We start from the raw sequence: 24,218 nt of genomic DNA, 5'->3' as shown, positions 1-24,218 counted from the left end.
GGGGATTCAGATGCACGGAAGCCGCCTTGCGGCGGCCTCCTCGTGCGTAACGCACGTTCAGTCGAGCATGGCTCGACTCTACACAACGGCGGAGTCGAGCATGGTTCGCCGCTACAGCTCGGTCAGACGCGCTTGAAGATCAGCGTGCCGTTGGTGCCGCCGAAGCCGAAGCCATTCGACATCACCACGTCGACCTTGGCCTGGCGTGCTTCGTTGGGCACGTAGTCCAGGTCGCAGCCTTCGCCCGGCTGCTGCAGGTTGATGGTCGGCGGGATGACGTTGTCCTGCAGCGCCATCACCGAGAAGATCGCTTCCACGCCGCCGGCAGCGCCCAGCAGGTGGCCGGTCATCGACTTGGTGGAGCTGACCATCATCTTGTAGGCGTGGTCGCCGAAGGCGGTCTTCATCGCCATGGTCTCGCCCAGGTCGCCCAGCGGCGTGGAGGTGCCGTGCGCGTTGAGGTAACCGACCTGTTCCGGGGTCACGCCAGCGTCCTTCATGGCCATGGCCATGCAGCGGGCGGCGCCTTCGCCGTTCTCGCTCGGTGCGGTCATGTGGTACGCGTCGGAGCTGGCACCGAAGCCGGCCAGTTCACAATAGATCTTCGCGCCACGTGCCTTGGCGTGCTCGTACTCTTCCAGGATCAGGATGCCCGCGCCGTCGCCCAGCACGAAGCCGTCGCGGTCCTTGTCCCACGGGCGCGAAGCCTGTTCCGGGGCGTCGTTGCGGGTGCTCATGGCCTTCATCGCGCAGAAGCCGCCCAGTGCGGTCGGCGACGAGCCACGCTCGGCACCACCGACCACCATCACGTCGGCATCGCCGTACTGGATCATGCGCATCGCGGTACCGATCGAATGGTTCGAGGTCGCGCATGCCGACACCGCCGAGAACGACGGGCCCTTCAGGCCGGTGATGATGCTCAGCTGGCCCGGCAGCATGTTGATGATGGTCTTGGGCACGTAGAAGGGCGAGATCTTCTTGCCCTCGTGGAACTCGATGGTCTGCTCTTCGATGCCGAGCAGGCCGCCGATGCCGGCGCCGACGATGGCGCCGATGCGCTCGGCATTGGCGTCGGTGATGTCCAGGCCCGAGTCATGCAGGGCCATGAACGAGGCACCGAGGCCGTAATGGATGAACGGGTCCATCTTCTTGGCATCCTTGCCGCTGACCCGGAATTTGCCGAACAGTTCATTGTCGGCGGTGATGTCGAATCCCTTGACCTCACCTGCAATCTTGGTGGTGAACCGATCCAGGTAGGCATCCGCAACGTTGGTCAGCGGACCGATGCCCGAACGACCCTGGGTGATGCCTTCCCAGCTGCTGGCCAGATCATTGCCCAACGGCGAGACGATACCCAGGCCGGTTACGACGACGCGACGCTTCATTGCTGATTCTCCTGACCCGGCTGATTTCAACGGGCAACTCGGTTTGCTTCGGTGTGATGCTCAAACACACGGGGCCGCAACTGCGGCCCCATGGGGTGCGGTGCGCGGCGAGCACGGGCCCGCGCGCGCACTGCCGTCTGACATCAGGCCTTGACGTGGGCCTTGATGTAGTCGATGGCGGCCTGCACGGTGCTGATCTTCTCGGCTTCTTCGTCCGGGATCTCGCACTCGAATTCTTCTTCCAGGGCCATCACCAGCTCAACGGTGTCCAGCGAGTCAGCGCCCAGGTCATCGACGAACGATGCGCTGTTGGTGACTTCTTCTTCCTTGACGCCAAGCTGTTCGACGACGATTTTCTTGACGCGTTCTTCGATGGTGCTCATGGGATCTCGCTCCAGATGGAGTTGTGGTTCAAAAGTGGTCGCCATCAAAGGCGATGGCCGTGGGATAGTGTAGTGGAAACCGGCGCGGCCTTGCATTGCAGCAAAAACCTTCGCAGATCAACCACTTGCGGCGCAATCCCTGCGCCCCTTGCTTACGGCATGTACATGCCGCCGTTCACATGGAGGGTTTCGCCGGTGATGTAACCGGCAGCCGGGCCGGCCAGGAAGGCCACCGCATGGGCGATGTCTTCCGGCGAACCCAGGCGTTCGAGGGCGATGTCGTTGATCAGCGCGGTACGCGCTTCTTCCGGCAACGCCTTGGTCATGTCGGTGTCGATGAAGCCAGGTGCGACAACATTGACGGTGACACCGCGCGAACCGATTTCCTTGGCCAGCGACTTGCTGAAGCCGATGATGCCGGCCTTGGCCGCGGCGTAGTTGGCCTGGCCGGCATTGCCGGTCACGCCCACCACCGATGCGATGTTGATGATGCGCCCCTTGCGCGCCTTCATCATGCCGCGCATCACCGCCTTGCTGGTGCGGAACACGCTGGTCAGGTTGGTGTCGATGATCGACGCCCAGTCCTCGTCCTTCATGCGCATCAGCAGGTTGTCGCGGGTGATGCCAGCGTTGTTGACCAGGATCGAGATCGGGCCGAATTCCTTGGCGATGTCCGCCAGCACGGCATCCAACGCGGCAGCGTCGGTGACGTTCAGCGCGCGGCCGTGACCGCCGTGGGCGGCCAGGCGCTCACCGATCGCGGCAGCGCCGGATTCAGTGGTGGCGGTGCCGATGACGGTGGCGCCCTGGGCGGCCAGCAGATCGGCGATGGCGGCACCAATGCCACGGCTGGCGCCGGTGACCAGTGCGATTTCACCCTGCAGGGGCTTGCTCATGATGTTTTCCTCAGGCTGGGACGGCCGCCGCACCCGTGCCGCTTGCAGCGGCCACCGGTACAGTCGGCAGGAACAGGGAAATCAGGCCGACCATGCCTCACGGGCGGCTTCGAAGTCGCCCGGCGTGGCCAGCGAACGGCCATCGATGGCCTTGTCGATGCGCTTGACCAGGCCGGTCAGCACCTTGCCCGGGCCGCACTCGGCGATCTGGGTGATGCCACGGGCGGCCAGCGCCTGCACGCACCCGGTCCACTGCACCGGCTGGTACAGCTGCTGGACCAGCGCGGTACGGATCGCGTCAATGCCGTCATGAACCTGGGCGTCGACGTTCTGCACCACCGGCAGCTGCGGCGCCTGCCAGGACAGGCCGGCCATCACTTCGGCCAGGCGGTTGGCGGCTTCGCGCATGAGCGGGGTGTGCGAGGGCACGCTGACGGCCAGCTTCACGGCCTTGCGCACGCCCTTTTCGGCCAGCAGCGCCAGCGCACGGTCAACCGCATCGGCGTCGCCACCGATCACGATCTGGCCCGGCGAATTGAAGTTGGCCGGCACCACCACCTGGCTGCCTGCGGCTTCGGCGCAGACGTCCAGCACCAGCTGGTCTTCGGCGCCGAGCACGGCGGCCATGGCGCCGACACCGGCCGGTGCGGCTTCCTGCATCAGCTGGCCGCGCAGGCGCACCAAGTGCGCACCGTCATGCAGGCTCAGCGCGCCCGCCGCGACCAGGGCGGTGTACTCGCCCAGGCTGTGGCCCGCCAGCACCGACGGGCGCGGACCGCCCACGGCGTTCCAGGCGCGCCACACGCCGATGCTTGCGGCCAGCAGGGCCGGCTGGGTGTATTCGGTACGGTTGAGCATTTCCTCCGGGCCGCCCTGGGACAGCGCCCACAGGTCGACGCCGGCACCATCGGATGCCTCGGTGAAGGCTTCACGCACCTGCGGGTGCAGTTCGGCCAGCTCGGCCACCATGCCCACAGACTGCGAGCCCTGGCCGGGGAAGACAAAAGCGAGGGTGGATACGGTCACGCGGTCATCCGCTTGTTGCAATCGAAGCGGGCCATGATAAGGGGGAACATGCCGTGTCGTCTGTACGTGCGCGTATGCACGCGTATGGTGGGCGGCCGGGCAAGCGCAACGGGGTCATATCCCTTTTCCGCAGGAAAAGGGATATGACCCCTATCAGCCATCAGCAGAACAGCTGCAGGACGTCCAGATCGCCGTCGGCGAGGAAATCCACGCACAGGCCCACCAGCATCAGCACGCCGGCAGTGCTGGCGCCGTGGGCAATGAAAATCGAATGGGCCAGCGCGCGCGCTGAACGGCCCAGCTTCATGCACACCCGGGCCAGGCTGCGCAGGCGGCCACTGACCGCATGCACGTGCTCGCGCACCGGCGCCTGGGCCTCGCCCATCGCTTCGGCCATCATCGCCTGCAGGTGCTCGGGGCGGTCGGCGTAGTACTTGGCCACGCCGTAACCGAACATCAGCCAGTCGCGGGCCTGCGCTTCGGACAGATCCATCACTTCCAGCGGATCTTCCTCGAAGTCGATGAAGCCGACGTTCTCGCCATCCCAGGTGAGGTTGCGCGGCAACGGCTGGCCGAAATAGGCACCACGGGCATGCGCTTCGGCAATGGCCTGCATCGCCGCCATCACCAGCCGATCGCGACCAGTCTCGTCGGCTTCGCGCAGACAGGTATTGAACGAGCTGCCGTTGTCACCGATCACCAGGGCGGCATGGCCGGTGCCCAGGACGTCAGGCACGTTCACACCCTGCGCCTGCAGTTCCGCGAGGCGGCGGGCTTCGGTTTCGCGTGCGGCGTCGCCACCGCGGTGCGGTGGCGGGCGCAGGGCATCGAGATGGAAACGGCGGGCAACAAAATTGAGCAGGCCCAGGGCCATTGCTCGGCTTCCCTTGCCGTACTGCTTCAGCCAGGCACGTTGCCCTTCGATGACGATGGGCTCAACCATGACAGGTCCTCCTTAAACGCGTTACGGCCCCAGAGGGGCCGCAACGACAAAGCTTCACATTGTCGTAACTTGCACTATCAATAGCGCAACAGGGCCGAACCCCAGGTGAAGCCGCCGCCAAAGGCTTCCAGCAGGAGCAGCTGGCCGCGCTCGACCTTGCCCGAACGCACGGCGGCGTCCAGCGCCAGCGGCACCGAGCCGGACGAGGTGTTGCCGTGCTTGTCGACGGTCACCACGACCTGGTCCATCGACATGTCCAGGCGCTTGGCGGTGGCTTCGATGATGCGCAGGTTGGCCTGGTGCGGGATCAGCCAATCCAGGTCGGACTTGTCCAGGCCGTTGGCGGCTAGGGTCTCGTCCACGACCGAGTCCAGCGCCTTGACGGCGTACTTGAACACGTCGTTGCCCTTCATGTTGATGGTGCCGCCACCGTTGGCGCCGTCCTTGAAGCCGGTCGAAACGCCAACCGGGTTCCACAGCAGCTCCTTCTTGCTGCCATCGGCATGCAGGTGGGTGCTGAGGATGCCGGTGTCTTCGTCGGCCTTGAGCACGACAGCGCCGGCGCCATCGCCGAACAGAACGCAGGTGGTGCGATCGTTCCAGTCGACCATGCGGGTCAGCGTTTCGGTGCCGATCACCAGCACGTGCTTGCAGTCGCCGGAACGGATGAACTTGTCGGCCACGCCCAGCGCGAACACGAAGCCCGAACAGGCGGCGTTGACGTCGAAGGCGGGGCACCCGGCCACACCGAGCTTGGCCTGGATCAGGCACGCGGTGGACGGGAAAATGAGATCAGGCGTGGTCGTGCCGACCACGATCATGTCGAGCTGCGAGGCATCGATGCCTGCGGCTTCAAGCGCGCGCAGGGCGGCGTTGTAGCCAAGGTCGCTGGTTGTTTCGCCTTCGGCCGCGATGTGCCGTTCACGAATTCCGGTGCGCGACTGGATCCACTCATCCGAGGTTTCGACCATTTTTTCCAGGTCGGCGTTGGTCAGGACTTTTTCCGGCAAATAGCTACCGGTGCCCGCGATCCTCGAATAGATCCGCTTGCTCATCATGTTTCCTGTTGCGCGGGCCGCCGATCACCGGCACGCCCGGGAAAGAAGGCAAAGGCCGCTGCCCGGAGGCAGCGGCCTTCCCGGCACATCAATCTTCTTCGACGGCCGAGGTCTTGGTCTGGATGACCTTCTTGCCGCGGTAGAAACCGTCGGCAGTGATGTGGTGACGCAGGTGCACTTCGCCGGTGGTCGGGTCGGTCGACAGCTGCTTGGCGCTCAGGGCGTCGTGGGCACGACGCATGCCGCGGCGGGACGGGGTGACACGGGATTTCTGCACAGCCATGGGATTGCTCCAAACTCGGTTCGATTTGCTTCGTCGTATCGTCGCGCAGGACGCCAGCGCCCAGCACACTTTCGCTTTCGCCGCAGCCGCCGACGACAATCCGGCTGCTATTGTTTCTTCAGTGCTGCCAACGCCGCAAACGGGTTGGCCTTCTTCGTTTCTTCTTCGCTCGGTGCCCAGTCCTTGTCGACTGCCTCACCGTCGGGCGACAGCGGCACAACCGGCACTGCCAGCACCAACTCGTCCTCGACCAGGTCCAACGGACGCAGCTGGCCGTCTTCCGGCACCAGCAACGCCTCGTATTCCTCCGGCAGGGACGATTCCTCGTCCTCGTCGCGGATCAGGCCAAGCCTCTGGGTCACCTTCACCGGCAACAGGAATCGCTGCATGCTGCGCTGACAGGTCAGCGGCAACGCGGTGTCGATGGTCAGTTCCACATAGGATACCCGCAAGACGTCGTCGCGACCGAATTCAAGCGAGTAGACACACTCGCCGTCGGTATCTGCGACCAACCCCTGCAGGCGGGTCAATTCAGCCAGGGAGACCTGACCGTCGAAGCGCCTTCGCGCTACAACCATCCGCCAGGCATCCAGCGTTTCGGGCACGTTCGCGGACATAAGCCGCTGAATACTAAGGATCGCGCCGCCCGCTGTCAAATGCCCGCCCTACAGGACTTGCCGCTGCCGCCGTGGAGGGGCCAGACTGCCGCGCCCTGCCCCGGTATTGTCACATGTCACTGGTCCTGGCCTCCACCTCCCGCTACCGTCGTGAACTGCTGGAACGGCTGGGCCTGCCCTTCGACTGCGCACGCCCGGACGTGGATGAGACTCCCCTGAATGGGGAAGCTCCGCTGGCCCTGGCCACGCGCCTGGCCGCCGCCAAGTCCGCCGAGGTGGCCGCCCGCTACCCCGGCGCCTGGGTGATCGGCTCGGACCAGGTGGCCGATCTGAACGGCCAGCCGCTGGGCAAGCCGGGCACGTTCGAGGCGGCCTGTGCGCAGCTGGCGGCGATGTCCGGGCAGACGGTGCGCTTTCACACGGCGATCAGTCTCAGGCGGGATGGAGAATCCCTCGCCGCCCTGGATCTGACCGAAGTGCGCTTCCGCGTGCTGGACCCGCAGGAAATCGCCCGCTACGTCGCCGCCGAGCGGCCCCTGGACTGCGCCGGCAGCTTCAAGTGCGAGGGCCTGGGCATCAGCCTGTTCGAGGCAATCGACAACCGCGACCCGACCGCGCTGGTCGGCCTGCCACTGATCGCGCTGTGCGGCCTGCTGCGCCAGGCGGGGTTCGAGGTGCCCTGAACTGTAGCGTCGAGCCATGCTCGACTGCTTCTCCAAAGACAGTCGAGCATGGCTCGACGCTACGAAAGCAGAAGCCTCAACGAACCTCGAACGGCTGCTCCTGCCACGCCTCCACACTGCCGTCGCGCCCGTGCAGGCGCAGGCCAAGCCAATGCCGCCCAGGCGCCAGCGTGGTGGTATCCAGCGATGCGTCGAAGCCCACCGCCGGATGCTGCGGATCGGTGCTGTCCGGCCAGGCTTGGCGGATGTCGAACACGCGCCCGTAGCGCGCATCACCGATCGAACGGCCATCGACCAGCACTTCGATGCGCGCCAATCCGACGCCATCCTTGAACGCCCAGCCCTTGATGGCGAGCGTTCCGGAGACCTTCTCACCGTTGGACGGCGCATCCAGCCAGGCCATCGCCGGCGTCACGCAGGGCCCCTGCGCGTGCTGCACCGGCAGCCGGAACAGCAGGAAGCGCTGGAAACCATGATCGCTGTTGACCACGCGTGGCGCCGGCAGCGGCCCCACCTGCTCGCAGATGGCGTGATAGCGCGCCAGCAGATCGCGGTAGCGCTGGTCGCTGGGTGACAGCACCAGCAGCATCGGCGTACTGCGCGGGCCTTCGTGCAGCAGGTCCCACTGCGCCAGCTGTGCGGTCCGCCCATGCTTGTCGTTGAGCGGATGTGGCAACACCTCGATATCACCGTTGCCCAGCTGGAAGCCCAGTTCGGCACCGACCTTGAAGTTGCCCGCCAGCACACGCGTGCCCGGCGGCATCTGCCGCAGTTCGTCACGCACCGCCACGGCCAGCGGCTGCCAGCCGGCAAAGTTGCGCGGGTAGTACTTGCTGCCGGCCATCTGCTCGCGCAGCGCCGGCGTGGACGCCATCAGGTAGTAGCCGAAGGCCAGCACGGTGCCTGCAGCCGCCAGCCACCAGCCGGTACGGCGCAGCCAGCGCGGCCAGCCATTGAGGACCACCGGCACGGCCACCAGCAGCGCCAGGTAGCCCGGCAATGGCCAGTGGAAACTGATCCGCTCGACATCGGTGAAGAAGCCCAGCAGGAAGATGCCCAGCGTCGACACGCCGCCCACCAGGCCGAAATAGCGCCACTGCACCCGCGCACCACCACCGCTGCGGGTACCCGCCAGGGCGACCTTCCACATCGCGATGCACAGGATCGGCGTCACCAGCATCGGCTGGATCACCAGGAACCACAGTCCGTCCCATTCGAACGTCCACGGGTGGCGCTCGACCACCTGGAACTTCAGGCCGGCATCATGGTTGTCCGCATTCCAGGCCAGCAACGGCAGCCAGGCCAGTACACCCACCGCCAGCGCCACCCACACGCGCGGGTCGGCCAGCATGCGGCGGCCCTGCGGCAGCGCCAGCAGCGCAATGAAGCCGACACCGATGACACCGATGAAACGGTAGTGGCTGAGCGCACCGATCAGCAGGCCCAGCGCCAGCTTCATCGCCGACGACGCATCTACGTTGTGCAGCAGGCGCGCACCTGCATGCAGGCAGATCACTGCGGCCAGTGCCATCGGCACATCCGGCACGGCCAGCAGGCCCAGCGTAGCCGACAGCGGCATCAGCAGGGTCAGGCTGCCCGCCTGCCACCCTGCGACGTTGCCAAACCAGCGTGTGGCGATGCGCACTACCAGCAATGGCAGCAGCGCACCGATGGCCAGGAACGGCAGGCGCAATGCCAGCACATGATGGCCACCGATCTCCACGCCCAGGCGTGCAAGCCACGCCGTCAGCCCTGGCAGGTCGGAATAGGCAGCGGCCAGGTGCTGGCCTTCCTGCCAATAGAACGCCTCATCGACGAACAGCGGCAGGCGCGCAGCCACCACCAGCTTGGCCGCTGTGATCAGCGTCCATAACCAGAGAAATATTGTCCGCGCGCGCTGTTCGCCTTGCATTGCTCTATGGATAATCGAATGGATTCCAGACCTGAGACGATCATGCCAGCCTCGTCCCCCAATCCCAGCATGCTAACCGATCAACTGCGCCAGGCCCTGCGGGAGGCACAGGATCAGGTGAACGCACTGGTGCTGGGCAAGGTGCCGGAAGTCAGGCTGGCCTTTGTCGCCCTGCTTTCCGGCGGCCACCTGCTCATCGAGGATCTGCCCGGCCTGGGCAAGACCACGCTGGCGCATGCACTGGCCAGCAGCCTCGGCCTCAGCTTCCAGCGCGTGCAGTTCACCTCCGACCTGTTGCCGGCCGATGTGCTCGGCGTGTCGGTGTACGAGGCCGGCAGCCGCCAGTTCCAGTTCCACCCCGGCCCGGTGTTCACCCATGTGCTGCTGGCCGATGAGATCAACCGCGCGCCACCGCGCACGCAGAGCGCGTTGCTGGAAGCGATGGCCGAGCAGCAGGTCACCCTGGATGGACAGACGCATCCGCTGCCCGACCCGTTCTTCGTGATCGCCACGCAGAACCCGGTCGATCTGTCCGGCACCTTCCCGTTGCCGGATTCGCAGCTGGATCGTTTCCTGCTGCGGCTGGCGATGGGCTACCCGAGCGCGCAGGCCGAGCGCGAGCTGCTGCGTGGCAGTGATCGCCGCGACCTGATCGCGCGCGCGGTGCCGAAGCTGGACGACACCCAGGTGCGTGCGCTGCGTGAAGCGGTTGGCCAGGTGCATGCCAGCGACGCGCTGATCGACTACGTGCAGGCACTGTTGACCCGCAGCCGCCAGCATGCCGGCGTACGCGTGGGCCTGTCGCCGCGTGCCGGGCTGGCCCTGCTGCGCGCGGCCAAGGCGCATGCGCTGCTGCTCGGCCGCGGGCATGTGGTCCCCGAAGACGTGCAGACCCTGTTCGTGGCGGTGGCCGGCCATCGCCTGGTGGCGGAGGCCGAATCCAGCTCCGGGCCTGCACTGGCGCGGGCGATCCTGCAGACCGTCGCGGTGGACTGAAGGTGGCCACACGCTGGGCACGCATGCAGCTGCTGGCACGCCCACGCAGGCCCGAAGCCTTGCCGCAGCGGCTGGACCGCCATCGCATCTATGTACTGCCGACCCGCTTCGGCCTGTTCGTCGCCACCCTGCTGTCGGCGATGCTGCTGGGCGCATTGAACTACAACAACAACCCGGCGCTGCTGCTGGCCCTGTTGCTGGCCGCAGCGGCGATCGCCAGCGCCATCGCTGCGCACCTGCAGCTGTCCGGCATACAGATCGATGCAATCTCCGCCGAACCGGTTCCAGCGGGGCATCCCCTGCGCCTGCGCGTGGACCTGTCGCTGCGCGACCCGCGCGCGCGCCATGGGCTGCACCTGCAGCTGGGCGCAAGCGAGGCCTGGGTCGCACTGCCTGCACACGGCCGCGGCGAAGTGGAGCTGGATGTCCCCAGCGAGCGCCGCGGCTGGCTGGAACTGCCCCGCATCCGCCTGTCGAGCACGCAGCCGCTGGGGCTGGTGCGGGCATGGTCGTGGGTGTGGCCGGAGCAGCCGCTGCTGGTCTATCCACTGGCCGAGGCACTGGCACCGCCGCTTCCGGAAAGTGGCAGCGATCCACTGCACACCCGCGCCCACGCCAGTGGCGAGGAGCTGCACCAGCTGCGCCCCTATCGTGCCGGCGACGCCCCGCGCAGCATTGCCTGGAAACACTCGGCACGCCGCGACAGCCTGCTGGTACGCGAGTACGAAAAACCGATCGGCATCGAAGTGGTGCTGGACTGGCGCGCGCTGGCACCGCTGGGCCATGAAGCGCGCATCGCGCGGCTGGCACGCTGGGTCGACATGGCCGAGCGCGAAGGCCGACGCTACACACTGCAGCTTCCGGCCCATCCACCGTTCGGGCCCGGCCAGGGCGCCAGCCACCACCACCTGTGCCTGCGCGCACTGGCGCTGATGCCCCATGACTGAGCCTGCCGTCCTGCTCGATCGCAACGCACGCAGCTGGACCCTGGCCAGCGCAGCGCTGGCGCTGCTGCCACTCCTGCTGCAGCTGCCGCCGGTGCTGGCCATCGTGATCGCGATCGCCGCCGTGCTGACCGCTGCGCTTTCCCGGCGGCGCGTGCTGCCGATGCCGGTGCGCCTGCTGCTGGTGCTGGCCATGCTCGCCACCATCGTCTGGCAGATGGGCATGGTGCGGCCGGGCCGTGATACCGGTTGTGCGCTGCTGGCGGCGATGCTGGCAATCAAATCCAGCGAACTGCGCAACCTGCGCGACGCGCGCAGCCTGCTGGGATTCGCGCTGTTCTCGCCGTTCGCGGCCTTCCTGCTCGACCAGGGACCACTGACCACCGGACTGGCGGCGCTGGCCGCGGTTGCCGCACTGCTGGCGCTGCAACGCCTGGCCCAGGACGAGGGCCACAGCCCTCGCCTGCCGCTGCGCGGGCAACTGCGTGGTGTCGGCCGACTGCTGGGCATCGGCCTGCCGCTGGCTCTGGCCTGCTTCTGGCTGTTCCCGCGCTTGTCCGCGCCGCTGTGGGGCGTACCCGAACGAGCGGTGGGTACACCCGGCCTGGCTGACAGCATGGCGCCTGACCAATGGCTGGACCTGATGGCCGACGACACCCCGGCGCTGCGCGTGCAGTTCTTCGGCGCGGTGCCCGAGCCCGCACAGCGCTACTGGCGCGGTCCGGTGCTGACGTCCTTCGATGGCCACCGCTGGAGCCGCGATCGCGCGACGGCCCGGCGCCCGGCCCCCGTGGTCGAAGCCGCCGCACAGGGATGGGACTACCAGATCGACTACGAGCCCACCGACCGTCGCCTGCTGGTGGCCCTGGACCTGCCCAGCCGCGCACCGGAGGGCAGCAGCTTCGATGCGGACATGAGCCTGCGCAGCGACCGCACGCTGTCCGCGCTCAGCCGCTGGCGGTTGCATTCGGCGCCTCCGCAACGGTTCGACACCGATCTGTCGCCCTACCTGCGCCGCGCCGCGTTGCAGCTTCCGCCCGGCTTCAATCCGCGCACCGCCCAACTGGCACAGCAATGGCGGCAGGAGGCCGGCAATGATGACGAGGCCATCGTCCGCCGTGCGCTGCAATGGATCACCCGCGACTTCTCCTACACGCTGGAAACGCCGGTGGCCGGGCGCGATCCAGTCGACGATTTCCTGTTCAACTACAAGGCAGGCTTCTGCCAGCACTTCAGCTCGGCCTTCGTTGTGCTGATGCGCAACGCCGGCATTCCGGCCCGGGTGGTGACCGGCTTCGCGGGCGGCACCCGCAACCGCATCGGCGACTACTGGGTGGTGCGGCGCATGGATGCCCACGCCTGGGCCGAAGTCTGGCTGCCGCAGCGCGGCTGGGTCCGGGTCGACCCGACTGCGGCCGTGGCGCCGGAACGCATCCTGGACACGCTGGACGACCGCCTGCAGGCCGGCACGGAGACCCCGCTGCAACAGCGCTGGCTGCAGCTGGGGCAGATGGGTGACTGGCTGCGCCGCGGCTGGAACGACCTGGTGCTGTCCTTCGACGCACGCCGCCAGCAGCAGCTGCTGAAGCCGTTCGGGCTGGATGATCTCGGGCCGGCACAGCTGGTGGCCGGCTTCGTGGTCGCGGCGCTGCTGGCACTGGCGTGGATGGCCTGGCTGCTGGCCCGCGGCGAGCGCGAGCGCGACCCGCTGCTGCGCGCCTGGCACCGGCTGGGGCAGCGCTATGCACGCCTTGGCCTGGCCCGCGAACCCAACGAGACAGCATGCGACTGGTCACGGCGGGTACACGCCCAGCGCCCCGACCCCGCCCTGCTGGCACTCAGCCAGCGTTTCGCCGACGCGCGTTACGCTGGAACTTGCACCGACCTCGCTTCATTATTGCGGGACCTGCGCAGGCATCGCCCGACTTCCGGAGCCTCCCCATGAACACCAAGTTCCTCCTCACCGCTGTGGCCACGCTGGCCCTGTCGGCCTGCGCCACGGCCCCCAAGCCGCTGCAGGGACAGTTCAGCCTGGTTTCCCCGCGCGACTCGGTCGCCACCCAGCAGGTCGGCACGCCGGTCCGTTGGGGCGGTCGCATCATCGAAACCAAGCCCGGCCAGGGCGAGACCTGCTTCCAGATGATCTCGCGCCCGCTCAACGCCAGTGGCCGCCCGAACACCACCTCGTCCGACGCCAGCGACGGCCGCTTCATTGCCTGCCGCGCCGGTTTCTACGACCCGGCCGTGTTTGAAGCCGGCCGCGACGTGACCTTCATCGGCAAGATCGACGGCTACCAGAACACCCGCATCGGCGAGTACGACTATCGCCTGCCGAAGCTGTCGGCCGATGTGATCTACCTGTGGCCGGAACAGCGCCAGGTCGATGTGGTGCCCTACCCCTATGGCCCGTGGGGCCCGGGCCCGTATGGCCCGTACTGGGGTGGTTACGGCCGTTGGGGCTGGTGGTGATCGCCACCCGCCATGCGTGATCGGAAAAGGCCGCCTTCGGGCGGCCTTTTTTCATCCACGCATCGCGTGGATCCACTGCGGGCAATGATGGATGCCGGGCGCTCAGCGCCCCGGCGTACCGAAATGCCCCAGCGGCGCACCCGCCAGCAGGTGCATGTGGATGTGGAACACGGTCTGCCCGGCATGCTCGCGGCAGTTCATCACGATGCGGTAGCCATCCTGCGCGAAGCCTTCGCGGCGCGCATACTCGGCGGCGGCCAGGGCCAGCTTGCCGATCAGGTGCGCCTGCGATGGCTGCAGGTCGTCCAGGGTCGGGATGATCTCGTTCTTCGGAATGAACAGTACGTGCACCGGCGCCTGCGGTGCGATGTCCTTGAAGCCCAGCACCTCGTCGTCCTCGTAGACGATGGTGGCCGGGATCTCGCGACGGATGATCTTGCTGAAGAGGGTTTCGTTGCTCATGGTCGGCCTCGGCGGGATGTCTTCCGCATTGTAGGCCGGACACGCCGGGCGCTGCCCGGACAGCGCTCAGTCGCGGAATTCGCTGCGTGTGCCGAACGCGTGCGACAGCGTGCCGCGGTCAACGTATTCAAGCTCGCCGCCGAGCGGCAGGCCCTGCGCCAGCCGGCTGGGCTGCACCTTGCGCGCGCGTGCCAGCTGCGCGAGGTAATGCGCGGTGGCTTCGCCTTCGACGGTGGCACTGGTGGCGATGATCAGCTCCTGCACCTCACCTTCGGCCAGCCGTTGTTCCAGCTGCTCCAGGCCCAGCTCGCGCGGGCCGATGCCATCGAGCGGCGACAGCCGGCCCTGCAGCACGAAGTAGACACCGCGGAAGCCGGTGGCGTTCTCGATGGCCAGGCGGTCGGCCGGCGATTCGACCACGCACAGCTGGCTGCGCTCGCGGCTGCTGTTGGCACAGGTCGGGCACAGCTCGGTTTCGCTGAAGTCGCGGCATTGCGCACAGTGGCCGATGCGCTCCACCGCCAACGCCAGGGCTTCGGACAGTCGCTGGCCACCTTCGCGCTCGCGCTCGAGCAGGTGGTAGGCCATGCGCTGTGCGGTCTTCTGGCCGACGCCAGGCAGCACCCGCAGTGCGTCGATCAATTGTTCAAGCAGGGGTGCGGACACGGCTTCATGCTTTCATGGCGTCGAGCAGGCTCGACAGCTACGTGTAGAGCCGAGCCATGCTCGACTGAGGGTTGCAGCGGGCACCTGCAGCGACAGGCGCCCCGCCACGAATCAGAACGGCAGTTTCATGCCCGGCGGCAGCTGCATGCCGGCGGTGGCCGAACCCATCTTCGACTTCGACTCGGCATCGATCTTGTTCGAGGCATCGTTGAAGGCGGCCGCGATCAGGTCTTCCAGCATTTCCGGGTCACTGGCCAGCGACGGGTCGATACGCACCTTGCGGCATTCCTTGGCGCCGGTCAGGGTCACGCTGACCATGCCGCCACCGGCACTGCCGGTCACTTCGATCTTGGCGATTTCTTCCTGGGCCTTCTGCAGGTTTTCCTGCATCTTCTGGGCCTGCTGCATCAGTTGGGCGATATTGCCGCGCATAGTGTCTTACTCGTCAAAAGAACGGATGGAATCGGAAACAACCCGTGCGCCGTGCTGTTGGATCAGCACCTGCACTTCCGGGTCGTCCATGAAAACAGCCTCTGCCACCTGCTGCCGCTCGCCACGCTGGCGGTCGGCCCGCTGATGCAGGGTCTCGGCCGGAACGTGCTCGGTTTCCACGGTCTCGACCACGATCTTCGGCGCCTGGCCGAGGGCCTTCTGCAGCATCTCGCCCAGGGCAGCCAGCGCGCGCTCCGAGCGCAGGTATTCAAATCCGGGCGAAAGGCCCAGTTTCAAGGTCCCGTGCTGGCAGCTGATGAACGCGGCATTGGCGGCCAGTTGCCGCGAGGGGCCGCTCAGGCCGCTGTTGGCGACCAGATCCAGCCAGTCTTCGGCAGTGGCCAGCTCGCTGACACCTTCCTGCGGCGCGGCAGCACGCGCCGGGGCCAGTTCAGCATGTTCGGCCGGCGCAATGGCAATGCCTTCGGCGCGGAACGGGCGCTCGGGCGGCGCAGGCTCGCTGGGAGCCGCGACGGGAGCCGGCGGTTCGTGCCAGGGCGCGACCATGGCGGCGTCCGGGCCGGACATCTCGGCCGCCAACGCCTCGTCACGCGCCTCGGCTTCGTCAGTGGCCCACGGCGGCAGGTCGTCGCTTGCCTCTGCAGTGACGGCAGGCGCCGGCGTCTCTGCCGCGGCCTTCACTGGCGGCGGCGACACGGGCTCTTCCACCGGAACCGGCTTGGGCTCAGGCGTCGGATCCGGTTCCGGTTGCGGGGCCGGCTCGGGTTCGGGTTCAGGTTCTCGCGGCGCAGCCTGCACCGGCGCGGCGACCTGCGCCGCCACGGCCGGGCTGGCCGAAGCGGCGGCAGCGGCCGGCGTCGTGTCGTGGCTACCGGTACCGGCGCCACCACCGCCAGCGTTGCCGCCCGGCGCGCCGCCCACCGCACCGTCGACGGCCTTCGGCACCGGCGGTACCGCTGCGGCCGGACGGAACGCCAGCATGCGCAGCACCGCCATTTCAAAGCCGGCGCGCGGGCTCGGTGCCAGCGGCAGGTCGCGGCGGCCATTCAGGGCCATCTGGTACCAGAGCTGCACCACTTCCGGGCGCAGGCGCTCGGCGAATGCCGCGACATCCAGGCCTTCCGCGGCGGCGGCGCCCGGCACCAGTTGCTGCACCTGGATGCGGTGCAGCCCTTCGGCCAGCGCTTCCAGCACACTACTCCAGTCCGGCGAGAACTCAGCCAGCGCGGCCACCACCTGCAGCAGGCGCGGGCCATCGCCCTCGGCCAGCGCATCCAGCATCGCCGCCACCTGGGTGCGGTCCACGGTACCCAGCATGGTGCGCACCACGTCCTCGCGCAGCGCGCCGCCGGCATAGGCGATCGCCTGGTCCAGCAGCGACAGGCCATCGCGCAGGCTGCCATCGGCGGCCTTGGCCAGCTGCACGATGGCGCTGCCGTCGGCCTCGATCTCTTCCGCCGCCAGGATGCGGGTCATCTGGCCCTGGATCTGGTCTTCATCCAGGCGCTTGAGGTTGAACTGCAGGCAGCGGCTGAGCACGGTGACCGGCAGCTTCTGCGGATCGGTGGTGGCCAGCAGGAACTTCACATGTTCCGGCGGTTCTTCCAGCGTCTTCAGCAGCGCGTTGAACGCCGCCTTGGACAGCATGTGCACTTCGTCGATCAGGTAGACCTTGTACTTGCCGCGCGAGGGCATGTACTGCGCGTTCTCGATCACCTCGCGCACGTCATCCACGCCGGTGTTGGACGCGGCGTCGATTTCCAGCAGGTCGATGTAGCGGCCGGCGTCGATGTCCAGGCAGGCCGCGCACTGGCCGCACGGATCGGCGCTGGTGCCCTGCTCGCAGTTCAGCGACTTGGCGAAGATGCGCGCGATGGTGGTCTTGCCCACGCCGCGGGTGCCGGTGAACAGGAACGCGTGGTGGACCCGGCCGCTGTCCAGCGCATTGCTGAGCGCACGGACCACGTGTTCCTGGCCCACCAGCTCGGCGAAACGCTTCGGACGCCACTTGCGGGCAAGGACGAGATAGGACATCAGGCCACCGTTTTCCATCGGATGTTCCATTGTGCCATGCCTGTCCAGCCCCCTCGCCAACAATGCCCCTGGATGCGACCCGGAACTGGGTGCTTGTGTCCGGCCGCGCCGCCCGCTAGAATCTGCGCCCCTGCTGAGGCGTTTGCCGATGGCAGGGATCCGGAGAGGTGTCCGAGTGGTTGAAGGAGCACGCCTGGAAAGTGTGTAAGCGTCTAAACCGCGCTTCGGGGGTTCGAATCCCCCTCTCTCCGCCAGACAAATGAAGAAGCCGCCCTCTGGGCGGCTTTTTTATTTGGCTGGCGGAGAGCATCGGGCGAGAGAAGCCCTGCCGGGGTTCGACGGTTCTGCAGGAGCAGAACCGGACCGCCGAAGGCGGGTCCCGGGGCGCAGCGCGCACCGGGATCGGGTGCATGGATGCACCCGACAATCCCCCTCTCTCCGCCGGATAACTGAAAAAGGCTGCCTTCGGGCAGCCTTTTTCAGTTATCCGGCTGGGGACGCGAAGTGCGCTGTGTGCGCTTCGCCCCAAACGTTGCTGCGCAACGTTTGGGCCCCTCCCCTTGCCGGCCTCTCTCCGCCCCTGTCGGGGCAGCCCCTCAACAGAGGGGCTTGCTGCTCCAGATCCATCGATGGATCTCCGCCATGCAGGGACGTCAGACCCATCAGTAGATCCACGCCATGCGTGGATTCCCGGCCGACCGCCCCGCTTCCACGTTCGACGGCCATCCAACACAGGATCTGCCCTACGTCGCGACACCCCGCCCTTCCTGTCCACGCCCTGACCACTGGCCGTGCCATGGCGATGCAACGACACGCTGGCACTCACTGCCTGTTGCTATGCTCGGGCCACAGGGGATTGATGCCCGCCAACGGGCCGGATGAGGAACATCAACATGCGGTATTTCATGACGAAGCTAGTGATCACCTCCGCCTTGCTGATCGGCAGCGGCACCGCAGTCGCACAAGGCGGCGGCGCGGCGCAGTTCGGCGCATTGGGCGGCACGCATGCAGGCAACGCCCTGGCGTGTGGTGCAACCCCGGAACAGGCGGCCAAGCTGCGCGCGAGCCACAAGGCGCAGGCAAAAACCGTATTCGGCTCAGAAGCGGGCTTCGACCAGGCCTATGACGCGGCCGAAGCGCAGACGCAGAAGAAGATCACCGATGCCTGGAAGAAGGGCCAATACAAGCCCACCAACGAAGTCTGCAACGAATTGATGAAGCAGGTGCGTTCATGATGCAGAAGCACGGATCGACGATGTCCGCAGTTCGCGCGAGCCTGTTGGCCGCCAGCCTGGTGCTGGCACTGGGCGCCTGCAAGCGCGCTGGCGAAGCGCCCGCAGAGGGTGGCGCTTCCCCGGCCGCACCTTCCGGCGCCGCAGTCGAACCACCGCAGGCTGCCTCGGCCGGGGGTGGAAGCCAGAAGGCCGCAGCCTTCAATGTTGCCGAGCTGCCCGTATCGCAGGCAACGATCGGCAGCTTCCCCTATCTCGGTCTGCCGCAGGGCTACACCAGCCAGGACGTCGTGGACAGCGAATTCGATCGCGTACCGTTCTGGACCGGTGATCGCGTGGAATGGATTGAAGGCAAGGTTCATTCGTCTGTACTGCAGAGCAGCAGCGATCACCCTTACTCGCAACTTGAGCTCAGCCGCAATGTGCAGAGCCTGGTCGAGGCCCTGGGTGGCAAGCGTATTTTCTCCGGCACCATTCCCGCCGATGCATCGCGTGACATCGGCAACAGCAAGGCCGCCACCACCTATGTCGGCGGCATCGGCGACATCTACAACGAACCCGCAGAAACCTATGTCATCCATCGCGAAGATCGCGATATCTGGATTCACCTGGGCTCGGGTGGAAGCTCCGGCGGCCTGCTCGTCGCAGAGACAAAACCGGTGCAGATCACGGCCAAGGTCATTGAAGCGGACACCCTGAAACAGGCACTGGACAGCAGCGGAAAGGTGTCCATCCAGGTGAACTTCGCAACCGACGCCGCCGAGATCCTGCCCGATTCGGAACCACAGATCGCACAGGTCACCCAGCTGTTGAAGGCCGACCCGCAGCTTCGTCTTTCCGTGGAAGGACACACCGACAACAGCGGCAGCCAATCGCACAACCAGACGCTCTCGCAGGCGCGTGCGGAGTCGGTACGCACACGTCTTGTCGGCAGCGGAGTCGCCGCTGATCGCTTGACGGCCAAAGGCTACGGCCAGAGCCAACCGGTCGCCGACAATTCAACCGAAGAAGGGCGTCGTGCCAATCGTCGCGTGGAGCTGGTCAAGCGCTGATATCACGACGACATTACTGCGCTGAAGCGATACGAAAAAAGCACATGCCCTGCATGTGCTTTTTTCTTTTTCGCGCTGCACGACCATCCGTTTCATCGCGAATCCAGCAAAGTAAATGCATTCGAATCCATCGTTCGATTTGACTACGAACAAGGCTCTCCACAAGTCACCGGGCGCGCCAGAATTCCGACATGTCCAGCCACCTGCGTGACATAAATGTGTCAGTTGAATGTTAATTTCTTTGACGAAAATGGGCGCATCTAGCTCAAAATTGACGCGTTTATGTGCAGACAATTGTTAATTTGCAATACGCATCACATTTTCAAATATTTCATTGCATATCGGAAAAACCTGACTTGTATCGTCAATTTTCTGTCGATAGGCTTGGCCCCGTTCTCGAACGAGCGACAAATTTTCGACGAACCAGGGTGTGAGCTTCCTGTCTTTACCTCGCCCTGCCATTAATCAGGATCCCCCAGCGGACACGCCGAATATCCCGCACATCCGGGAGGATTCCTGCCATCAAGGAGGAAATACATGGAACGCAGCCGTCGTCACATCCGTTTTTCCCGTAAGCAGGCCGGTCAGGGCATGACCGAGTACATCATCATCACCGCGCTGATCGCCATCGCCGCGATCGGAGCCGTCACCTTCTTCGGAGGCACGGTTCGCAGCCAGGTGGCAGGCATGTCGAAAGAACTGTCCGGCCAGAGCGCAACGCAGTCGATCAACCGCGCCAAGAACCAGGCAAACAGCGCCCAGCAGGAAGCTGACAAGACCAAGGGCATGGACGCGTACAAGAACAAGTAATACCCCAGCCCTGGCGGCATGAAGCCGCCAGGGCCCTCCCAGCATAATCTCCCTGCGCGCACCGCACGCGGCGCGCGACGGGCAGCCATGGCCTCCGGCCCAGGAATTCGTTATGCGCAGCGCATTGGCTTTGGCACGAAGCCGTGCGGCCCGGGGCGTTTCCAGCCACCGAACGGTCGCCGGCCAAGCAATGGTTCTCGGGCTGGCACTCATTCTGGTTCTGTGCATCGGGATTGTCCTGCTGTTCAACACGGGGCAGGTGGTGAACAAGAAGGTGGAGCTGGTCAACGCGGCGGACGCAGCCGCCTACAGCGTTGCGATCCAGCAGGCACGCGCACTGAACTACGCGGCCTACATGAACCGTGCCCGGGTTGCCAACGAAGTGGCCGTGGCACAGACGATCAGCCTCTATTCGTGGCTGAACCAGATGCACACCACGTCGATCGTCATCCGCACCACGCTGGATGTGCTCTCCGCCATTCCCTACATCGGCGTGGTGTTCAAGGCACTGGCAACCGCCTTCAAGGTCGCCGAACGCATCCTCAAGGCCACCCGCCAGGCGTTCCAGCCTGTCGCGCAGGCGGCCATCATCGCCATCGACAAGCTCAACATGATGTTCGCTGCCTCGGTGCAGCTCGTCATCGAAGGCGTATCACGGCTGGACAGCTACACCATCGCCAAGGATGTGCTGCAGCGGAACTCACCGCAGGCACAGCTGGGCACCATTGGAACCGCGGTGCTCGGCACGCAACTGGCCACGGCCGAGAACCGGCTGCTGCAGCGCTACAGCATTCCCCGCACCGCCAACGGTGGCTCGGCCACGCAGCGCCAGGGTGCCGACCGCTTCCGCAATGTGGTGATGCAGTCGCGTGATGGCTTCAGCAAGAGCCGCAGCGATGATTTCCTCGGCTTCCTGGTGCAGTCCGGCGGCACCGACATGGTCGACTACAACCGATGGGCGGCGCTGGACACCATGGCCGTCGAGCTTCCGCTGCCCTGGCCGCTTTCCGATATCGATATTCCGGTCGGCTGGGGCGGCGCGCAGGCCGTGGAAAGCTATCGCAACCAGCGATTCCTCAATGGCTTCGGCAACGGCAACGGCTGGTACTCGGACTGGGACCGTCGCCGCTACCGCCCGTATGGCGAAGCGGTGCGCCGCAATCGTGGCGCGGCGTGGATTGTCGACCGCAGCCAGGATGCCAACGTGCGCTTCGCCAACGGCCAGCATCGCAAGGCCTTCTTCACCGGCTACAACGGCCTGCGCGACTATCACGATGTCAAGGCCGGGCAGGCACTGCAGCCCTACGCAGACAATGATCGTGACCGCGACAAGGTCGGCCCGGTCTTCACCATCTATGCCGAGACCGCCGGCGCCAGTGCGCGCACCACCTCCGGCGCCGGCATCGGCGCTCCGGCCGGCTCGCAGATGGAACTGCCGGACAAGATGGCCAACAACAAGATCGCCGCACTTTCCTCCGCGCAGGTGTTCTTCGACCGTCCGGTGCAGCTGCGCATGTTCAGCCGCGATGACCGCAAGCGTGAAACCGGAAACCTGTTCAGTCCTTACTGGCAGGCACGACTGGTCAAGACCGATGCCACCACCAAGGCTGCACTGGCGGCAGCCGGAGCCCTGATGCCATGACGTTTGCTGTATTCAATCGCCTGCACCTGTCGATCGCCACACTGCTGATCAGCGGCTGTGGCAGCGCGGCGGACAACGGCGAGCCGGCCGCTGCCAGGAACATGCCCGGCATCCATCTTGACCAGATCGCCGAGACCCTGGTGGATGGCCGCAATGCGGCACGCACCAGCTACCAGCAGGCACTGAGCGACTGCCAGGCGGCCGGGCTGCCGACCCGCGCACTGGATGACGCCGATGTCGCCCGCCTGGGGACCGTCCGTTACGAAGCCTGGCTTTCCAGCAAAGAAGAAGTGTTCCGTACCCGCGAGTGGCGCCTGCTCAACGATGGCCCGGCGACCAGTTGCCAGTTCCGCCTGGAGACCACCGGCCTGCAGGAGACCCAGAGCGCCTCCGGCGTGGAGCAGGTCGACCTGGCAACCGGAGAGCGCAGCCAGACACCTGCCGACAGCGACGGGCTCACCCGCTTTGCCGCCGAAGCCGACGAAGGCAGCGCCTCGCCGGGCTTCCAGCGCGCGGGCAACCGCAGAGTCGCTGGCCAGCCGTGCAACGCGTGGAAGGACGAGAACGGACGGTTCAGCCAGTGCGTGTGGTCGGCCGGTGCCAGCTGGGGCTTCACTCCCGGTGCGCTGAACGACTACCGGCCAAGCCGCTACGCCATTGTCCTGGAACAGGAACCCCTGGACGGCAATGGCACCCGCCTGACCACGCAGCGCATGACGGTGGGCCAACCCTTTGAACGCGGCGACCTTGAGGTACCGCGCGAACCGTCCTCCCAACGATGACCTGCTGAGGTAGCCATGGACAGGGAACGCCCATTCCGCGGCGCGCGTCGCCAGCGCGGCCAGAGTCTCACCGAAGTCGCCGTGCTCTGCGCCGTGCTGGTGCCGATCTTCCTGCTGATCCCGATCCTCGCCAAGTACATCCACGCCCGCCAGGCCACCCAGCAGGCCGCGCGCGCGATCGCCTGGGAAGCCACCGTATCACCGGACTACAAACTGCCGGCCAGCGGCCGCCAGCGCGATCTCGCCGTCGACCGCTACTTCGGGCGCGCCAACGACCCCATCGTCAGCCAGGCGCAGACCGGCGCACGCGATGCAGCCGTCGGCGATGTTCTGATGAACACCTTCTCCAACCAGCCGCTGGTACGGCGCGGTGACCTCGCCCTGGTCTCCTACACCAGCACGTCGGCAGGCGGCATGATGAAGAAGATCGGTGACGTGACCTCGATGTTCGGTTCGTTCCCGCCCAACCGCAACGGCCTGACCCAGGCCCAGCTGCGGTTGGATGTGCAGGATCTGAAAAGTGCCAATGGCAGTGCTGCGGCCTACCTGGAACCCTTCGATTCGCTGGGCCTGAAGCTGCAGGCCACCCATGTGGTGCTGGCCGACCCCTGGAATGCCGCCGGTTCCGGGCTCAAGGTCAACTCGTCACGCTCGGTGATCGCGCAGGTCAAGCCGTTGGTGCCGTCCCAGCACATGGCGGGCATCGCCAAGGCGTTTGACGGCCTCTCCGGCATCCCGATGATCGGGACGCTGAGCAGGCTTGATCCCGGTTACATCGCACCCGACGTGGTGCCTGTCGACAAGTTGCCTGCCTATGCGCCGTCGCGTTGACCTCCTGGCGGCACTGGCCGCGCTGCTGTTCGCCTGGCCTGCGCTGGCCGCGTCCTGGCCCGACATTCCCGAGCCCGAGGGTGCGCAGAGCGAGTGGGTGGCCAAGGACATGCTCTACAACGGCCTGCCCATGCGCATCTCGCGCTTCACGTCCACATTGCCGGTGTCGTCCATCGTCAGCTACTACAACCGCGAATGGCCTGGGCAGACCGTGATCAACGAGGTCGGCGGCAAGACCGTGATCGGCCATGCACACGGCGAGTACTACGTGACCATCGAGGTATCGGCCAAGGGCAGTGGCAGCCAGTCACAGATCGGCATTACACGCCTGCTCAAGCGCAAGCCCGATGCGGCGGCCGGCGCCGATTTCCCGAAACCGTCCGGCACCCAGGTGATCAATGACATCTCCTACCTGGATACGCCCGGGCGCAGCCTGTCCATGGAAAGCACGCTGTCTCCCTTCCAGACCGATGCCTTCTACGCCAGCCGCCTTCCCGCGGATGGCTGGAGCCGCAGTTCCGGCCCTGCCGGGTGTTCGATGATCGCGCTGCAGTGCGTTGTCCGCTACAGCAAGGGCAACCAGGAAATGACCATGACCTTCAACCGGCACGAGCAGGGAACCTCGATTGTCGTCAACCAGTCGCAGCACTGAGACCACC

At 66.1% G+C, this 24,218-nt stretch carries 25 protein-coding genes, 1 tRNA gene and 1 pseudogene; 14 read left to right on the top strand and 13 right to left on the bottom strand.

Annotated elements, in window-relative coordinates; translation table 11 throughout:
- Positions 1-122: 122 nt before the first annotated feature.
- The 8 genes from fabF to ACUZUJ_RS04695 form a co-directional block, all read right to left on the bottom strand.
- The gene (gene fabF / locus ACUZUJ_RS04730) at positions 123-1,385 is read right to left on the bottom strand and encodes a beta-ketoacyl-ACP synthase II (protein WP_458220185.1); all 1,263 of its coding nucleotides are present in this window, start codon (positions 1,383-1,385) and stop codon (positions 123-125) included.
- Positions 1,386-1,528: 143 nt separating this feature from the next.
- Positions 1,529-1,768 (bottom strand): acyl carrier protein, encoded by a 240-nt coding sequence (gene acpP / locus ACUZUJ_RS04725; RefSeq protein WP_005415509.1) that lies wholly within the window; start codon positions 1,766-1,768, stop codon positions 1,529-1,531.
- A gap of 152 nt (positions 1,769-1,920) precedes the next feature.
- The gene (fabG, locus tag ACUZUJ_RS04720) at positions 1,921-2,664 is read right to left on the bottom strand and encodes a 3-oxoacyl-ACP reductase FabG (protein ID WP_049421577.1); all 744 of its coding nucleotides are present in this window, start codon (positions 2,662-2,664) and stop codon (positions 1,921-1,923) included.
- A gap of 81 nt (positions 2,665-2,745) precedes the next feature.
- The gene (gene fabD, locus ACUZUJ_RS04715) at positions 2,746-3,690 is read right to left on the bottom strand and encodes an ACP S-malonyltransferase (RefSeq protein WP_049443386.1); all 945 of its coding nucleotides are present in this window, start codon (positions 3,688-3,690) and stop codon (positions 2,746-2,748) included.
- Between the two features lie 160 nt (positions 3,691-3,850).
- A complete protein-coding gene (locus ACUZUJ_RS04710) occupies positions 3,851-4,633 on the bottom strand; it encodes a BUD32 family EKC/KEOPS complex subunit (RefSeq protein ID WP_458220186.1) in 783 nt (260 codons plus the stop codon).
- Between the two features lie 77 nt (positions 4,634-4,710).
- The gene (locus ACUZUJ_RS04705; RefSeq protein WP_049443384.1) at positions 4,711-5,688 is read right to left on the bottom strand and encodes a beta-ketoacyl-ACP synthase III; all 978 of its coding nucleotides are present in this window, start codon (positions 5,686-5,688) and stop codon (positions 4,711-4,713) included.
- A gap of 91 nt (positions 5,689-5,779) precedes the next feature.
- Positions 5,780-5,974: a 50S ribosomal protein L32 gene (gene rpmF, locus ACUZUJ_RS04700; protein ID WP_004154640.1), complete on the bottom strand. Its 195-nt coding sequence runs from the start codon at positions 5,972-5,974 to the stop codon at positions 5,780-5,782.
- 107 nt (positions 5,975-6,081) lie between these two features.
- Entirely contained in the window at positions 6,082-6,591 is a 510-nt protein-coding gene (locus ACUZUJ_RS04695; RefSeq protein ID WP_049404889.1) for a YceD family protein, read from the bottom strand.
- A gap of 113 nt (positions 6,592-6,704) precedes the next feature.
- Here ACUZUJ_RS04695 and ACUZUJ_RS04690 point away from each other — a divergent pair, with 113 nt between their 5' ends.
- Complete coding sequence (locus tag ACUZUJ_RS04690; RefSeq protein ID WP_049443383.1) at positions 6,705-7,274, top strand: Maf family protein; 570 nt, start codon at positions 6,705-6,707, stop codon at positions 7,272-7,274.
- Between the two features lie 76 nt (positions 7,275-7,350).
- On the opposite strand, the gene ACUZUJ_RS04685 is transcribed toward ACUZUJ_RS04690, so the two are convergent.
- The gene (locus tag ACUZUJ_RS04685) at positions 7,351-9,186 is read right to left on the bottom strand and encodes a glycosyltransferase family 39 protein (protein WP_049443382.1); all 1,836 of its coding nucleotides are present in this window, start codon (positions 9,184-9,186) and stop codon (positions 7,351-7,353) included.
- Positions 9,187-9,228: 42 nt separating this feature from the next.
- Here ACUZUJ_RS04685 and ACUZUJ_RS04680 point away from each other — a divergent pair, with 42 nt between their 5' ends.
- The 4 genes from ACUZUJ_RS04680 to ACUZUJ_RS04665 are packed head-to-tail and all read left to right on the top strand — an operon-like array spanning position 9,229 to position 13,595.
- On the top strand, positions 9,229-10,182 hold the full coding sequence (locus ACUZUJ_RS04680) for an AAA family ATPase (RefSeq protein WP_014036185.1): 954 nt from the start codon (positions 9,229-9,231) through the stop codon (positions 10,180-10,182).
- A 23-nt stretch (positions 10,183-10,205) separates the two neighbouring features.
- On the top strand, positions 10,206-11,129 hold the full coding sequence (locus ACUZUJ_RS04675) for a DUF58 domain-containing protein (RefSeq protein ID WP_049443428.1): 924 nt from the start codon (positions 10,206-10,208) through the stop codon (positions 11,127-11,129).
- Positions 11,122-13,071, top strand: coding sequence for a transglutaminase TgpA family protein (locus ACUZUJ_RS04670; protein WP_101765027.1), 1,950 nt, complete (start codon positions 11,122-11,124; stop codon positions 13,069-13,071). Before ACUZUJ_RS04675 ends, ACUZUJ_RS04670 begins: the two co-directional genes overlap by 8 nt.
- Positions 13,068-13,595: a Slp family lipoprotein gene (locus tag ACUZUJ_RS04665; protein ID WP_014036182.1), complete on the top strand. Its 528-nt coding sequence runs from the start codon at positions 13,068-13,070 to the stop codon at positions 13,593-13,595. Before ACUZUJ_RS04670 ends, ACUZUJ_RS04665 begins: the two co-directional genes overlap by 4 nt.
- Positions 13,596-13,697: 102 nt before the next feature.
- Here ACUZUJ_RS04665 and ACUZUJ_RS04660 read toward each other — a convergent pair whose 3' ends face one another.
- The 4 genes from ACUZUJ_RS04660 to dnaX all read right to left on the bottom strand — a co-directional run bounded on the left by ACUZUJ_RS04660 (position 13,698) and on the right by dnaX (position 17,228).
- Positions 13,698-14,057: a histidine triad nucleotide-binding protein gene (locus ACUZUJ_RS04660; protein WP_014036181.1), complete on the bottom strand. Its 360-nt coding sequence runs from the start codon at positions 14,055-14,057 to the stop codon at positions 13,698-13,700.
- 66 nt (positions 14,058-14,123) lie between these two features.
- Entirely contained in the window at positions 14,124-14,723 is a 600-nt protein-coding gene (recR, locus tag ACUZUJ_RS04655) for a recombination mediator RecR (protein WP_049443379.1), read from the bottom strand.
- Between the two features lie 111 nt (positions 14,724-14,834).
- A complete protein-coding gene (locus tag ACUZUJ_RS04650) occupies positions 14,835-15,155 on the bottom strand; it encodes a YbaB/EbfC family nucleoid-associated protein (RefSeq protein ID WP_004154630.1) in 321 nt (106 codons plus the stop codon).
- A 6-nt stretch (positions 15,156-15,161) separates the two neighbouring features.
- Positions 15,162-17,228, bottom strand: coding sequence for a DNA polymerase III subunit gamma/tau (dnaX, locus tag ACUZUJ_RS04645; protein ID WP_458220187.1), 2,067 nt, complete (start codon positions 17,226-17,228; stop codon positions 15,162-15,164).
- Between the two features lie 143 nt (positions 17,229-17,371).
- On the opposite strand from dnaX, the gene ACUZUJ_RS04640 reads away from it, so the two are divergent.
- From ACUZUJ_RS04640 to ACUZUJ_RS04600, 9 genes and pseudogenes are all read left to right on the top strand, one after another.
- Positions 17,372-17,464, top strand: a tRNA-Ser gene (locus tag ACUZUJ_RS04640).
- A gap of 639 nt (positions 17,465-18,103) precedes the next feature.
- Entirely contained in the window at positions 18,104-18,445 is a 342-nt protein-coding gene (locus ACUZUJ_RS04635) for a hypothetical protein (protein ID WP_158297980.1), read from the top strand.
- Positions 18,446-18,489: 44 nt separating this feature from the next.
- On the top strand, positions 18,490-19,494 hold the full coding sequence (locus tag ACUZUJ_RS04630; protein ID WP_510468068.1) for an OmpA family protein: 1,005 nt from the start codon (positions 18,490-18,492) through the stop codon (positions 19,492-19,494).
- 537 nt (positions 19,495-20,031) lie between these two features.
- Complete coding sequence (locus ACUZUJ_RS04625; RefSeq protein ID WP_014036176.1) at positions 20,032-20,304, top strand: hypothetical protein; 273 nt, start codon at positions 20,032-20,034, stop codon at positions 20,302-20,304.
- A 112-nt stretch (positions 20,305-20,416) separates the two neighbouring features.
- A pseudogene (locus tag ACUZUJ_RS04620) lies at positions 20,417-20,563 on the top strand (hypothetical protein); the annotation flags it as partial.
- Between the two features lie 3 nt (positions 20,564-20,566).
- Positions 20,567-21,946 (top strand): hypothetical protein, encoded by a 1,380-nt coding sequence (locus ACUZUJ_RS04615; RefSeq protein WP_233490837.1) that lies wholly within the window; start codon positions 20,567-20,569, stop codon positions 21,944-21,946.
- Positions 21,943-22,728, top strand: coding sequence for a hypothetical protein (locus tag ACUZUJ_RS04610; RefSeq protein WP_119007226.1), 786 nt, complete (start codon positions 21,943-21,945; stop codon positions 22,726-22,728). The genes ACUZUJ_RS04615 and ACUZUJ_RS04610 overlap by 4 nt, the downstream gene beginning before the upstream one ends.
- Positions 22,729-22,743: 15 nt before the next feature.
- A complete protein-coding gene (locus tag ACUZUJ_RS04605; RefSeq protein ID WP_014036173.1) occupies positions 22,744-23,559 on the top strand; it encodes a TadE/TadG family type IV pilus assembly protein in 816 nt (271 codons plus the stop codon).
- Positions 23,543-24,211 carry a hypothetical protein gene (locus tag ACUZUJ_RS04600; RefSeq protein ID WP_119007227.1) on the top strand — a complete coding sequence of 223 codons (669 nt, stop codon included), beginning with the start codon at positions 23,543-23,545 and terminating at the stop codon, positions 24,209-24,211. The genes ACUZUJ_RS04605 and ACUZUJ_RS04600 overlap by 17 nt, the downstream gene beginning before the upstream one ends.
- Positions 24,212-24,218 lie beyond the last annotated feature (7 nt).

Source organism: Stenotrophomonas sp. S4, from assembly GCF_054187805.2.
The sequence above is the reverse complement of the archived record's forward strand: the minus strand, read 5'-3'. Positions and strand labels throughout refer to the sequence as shown.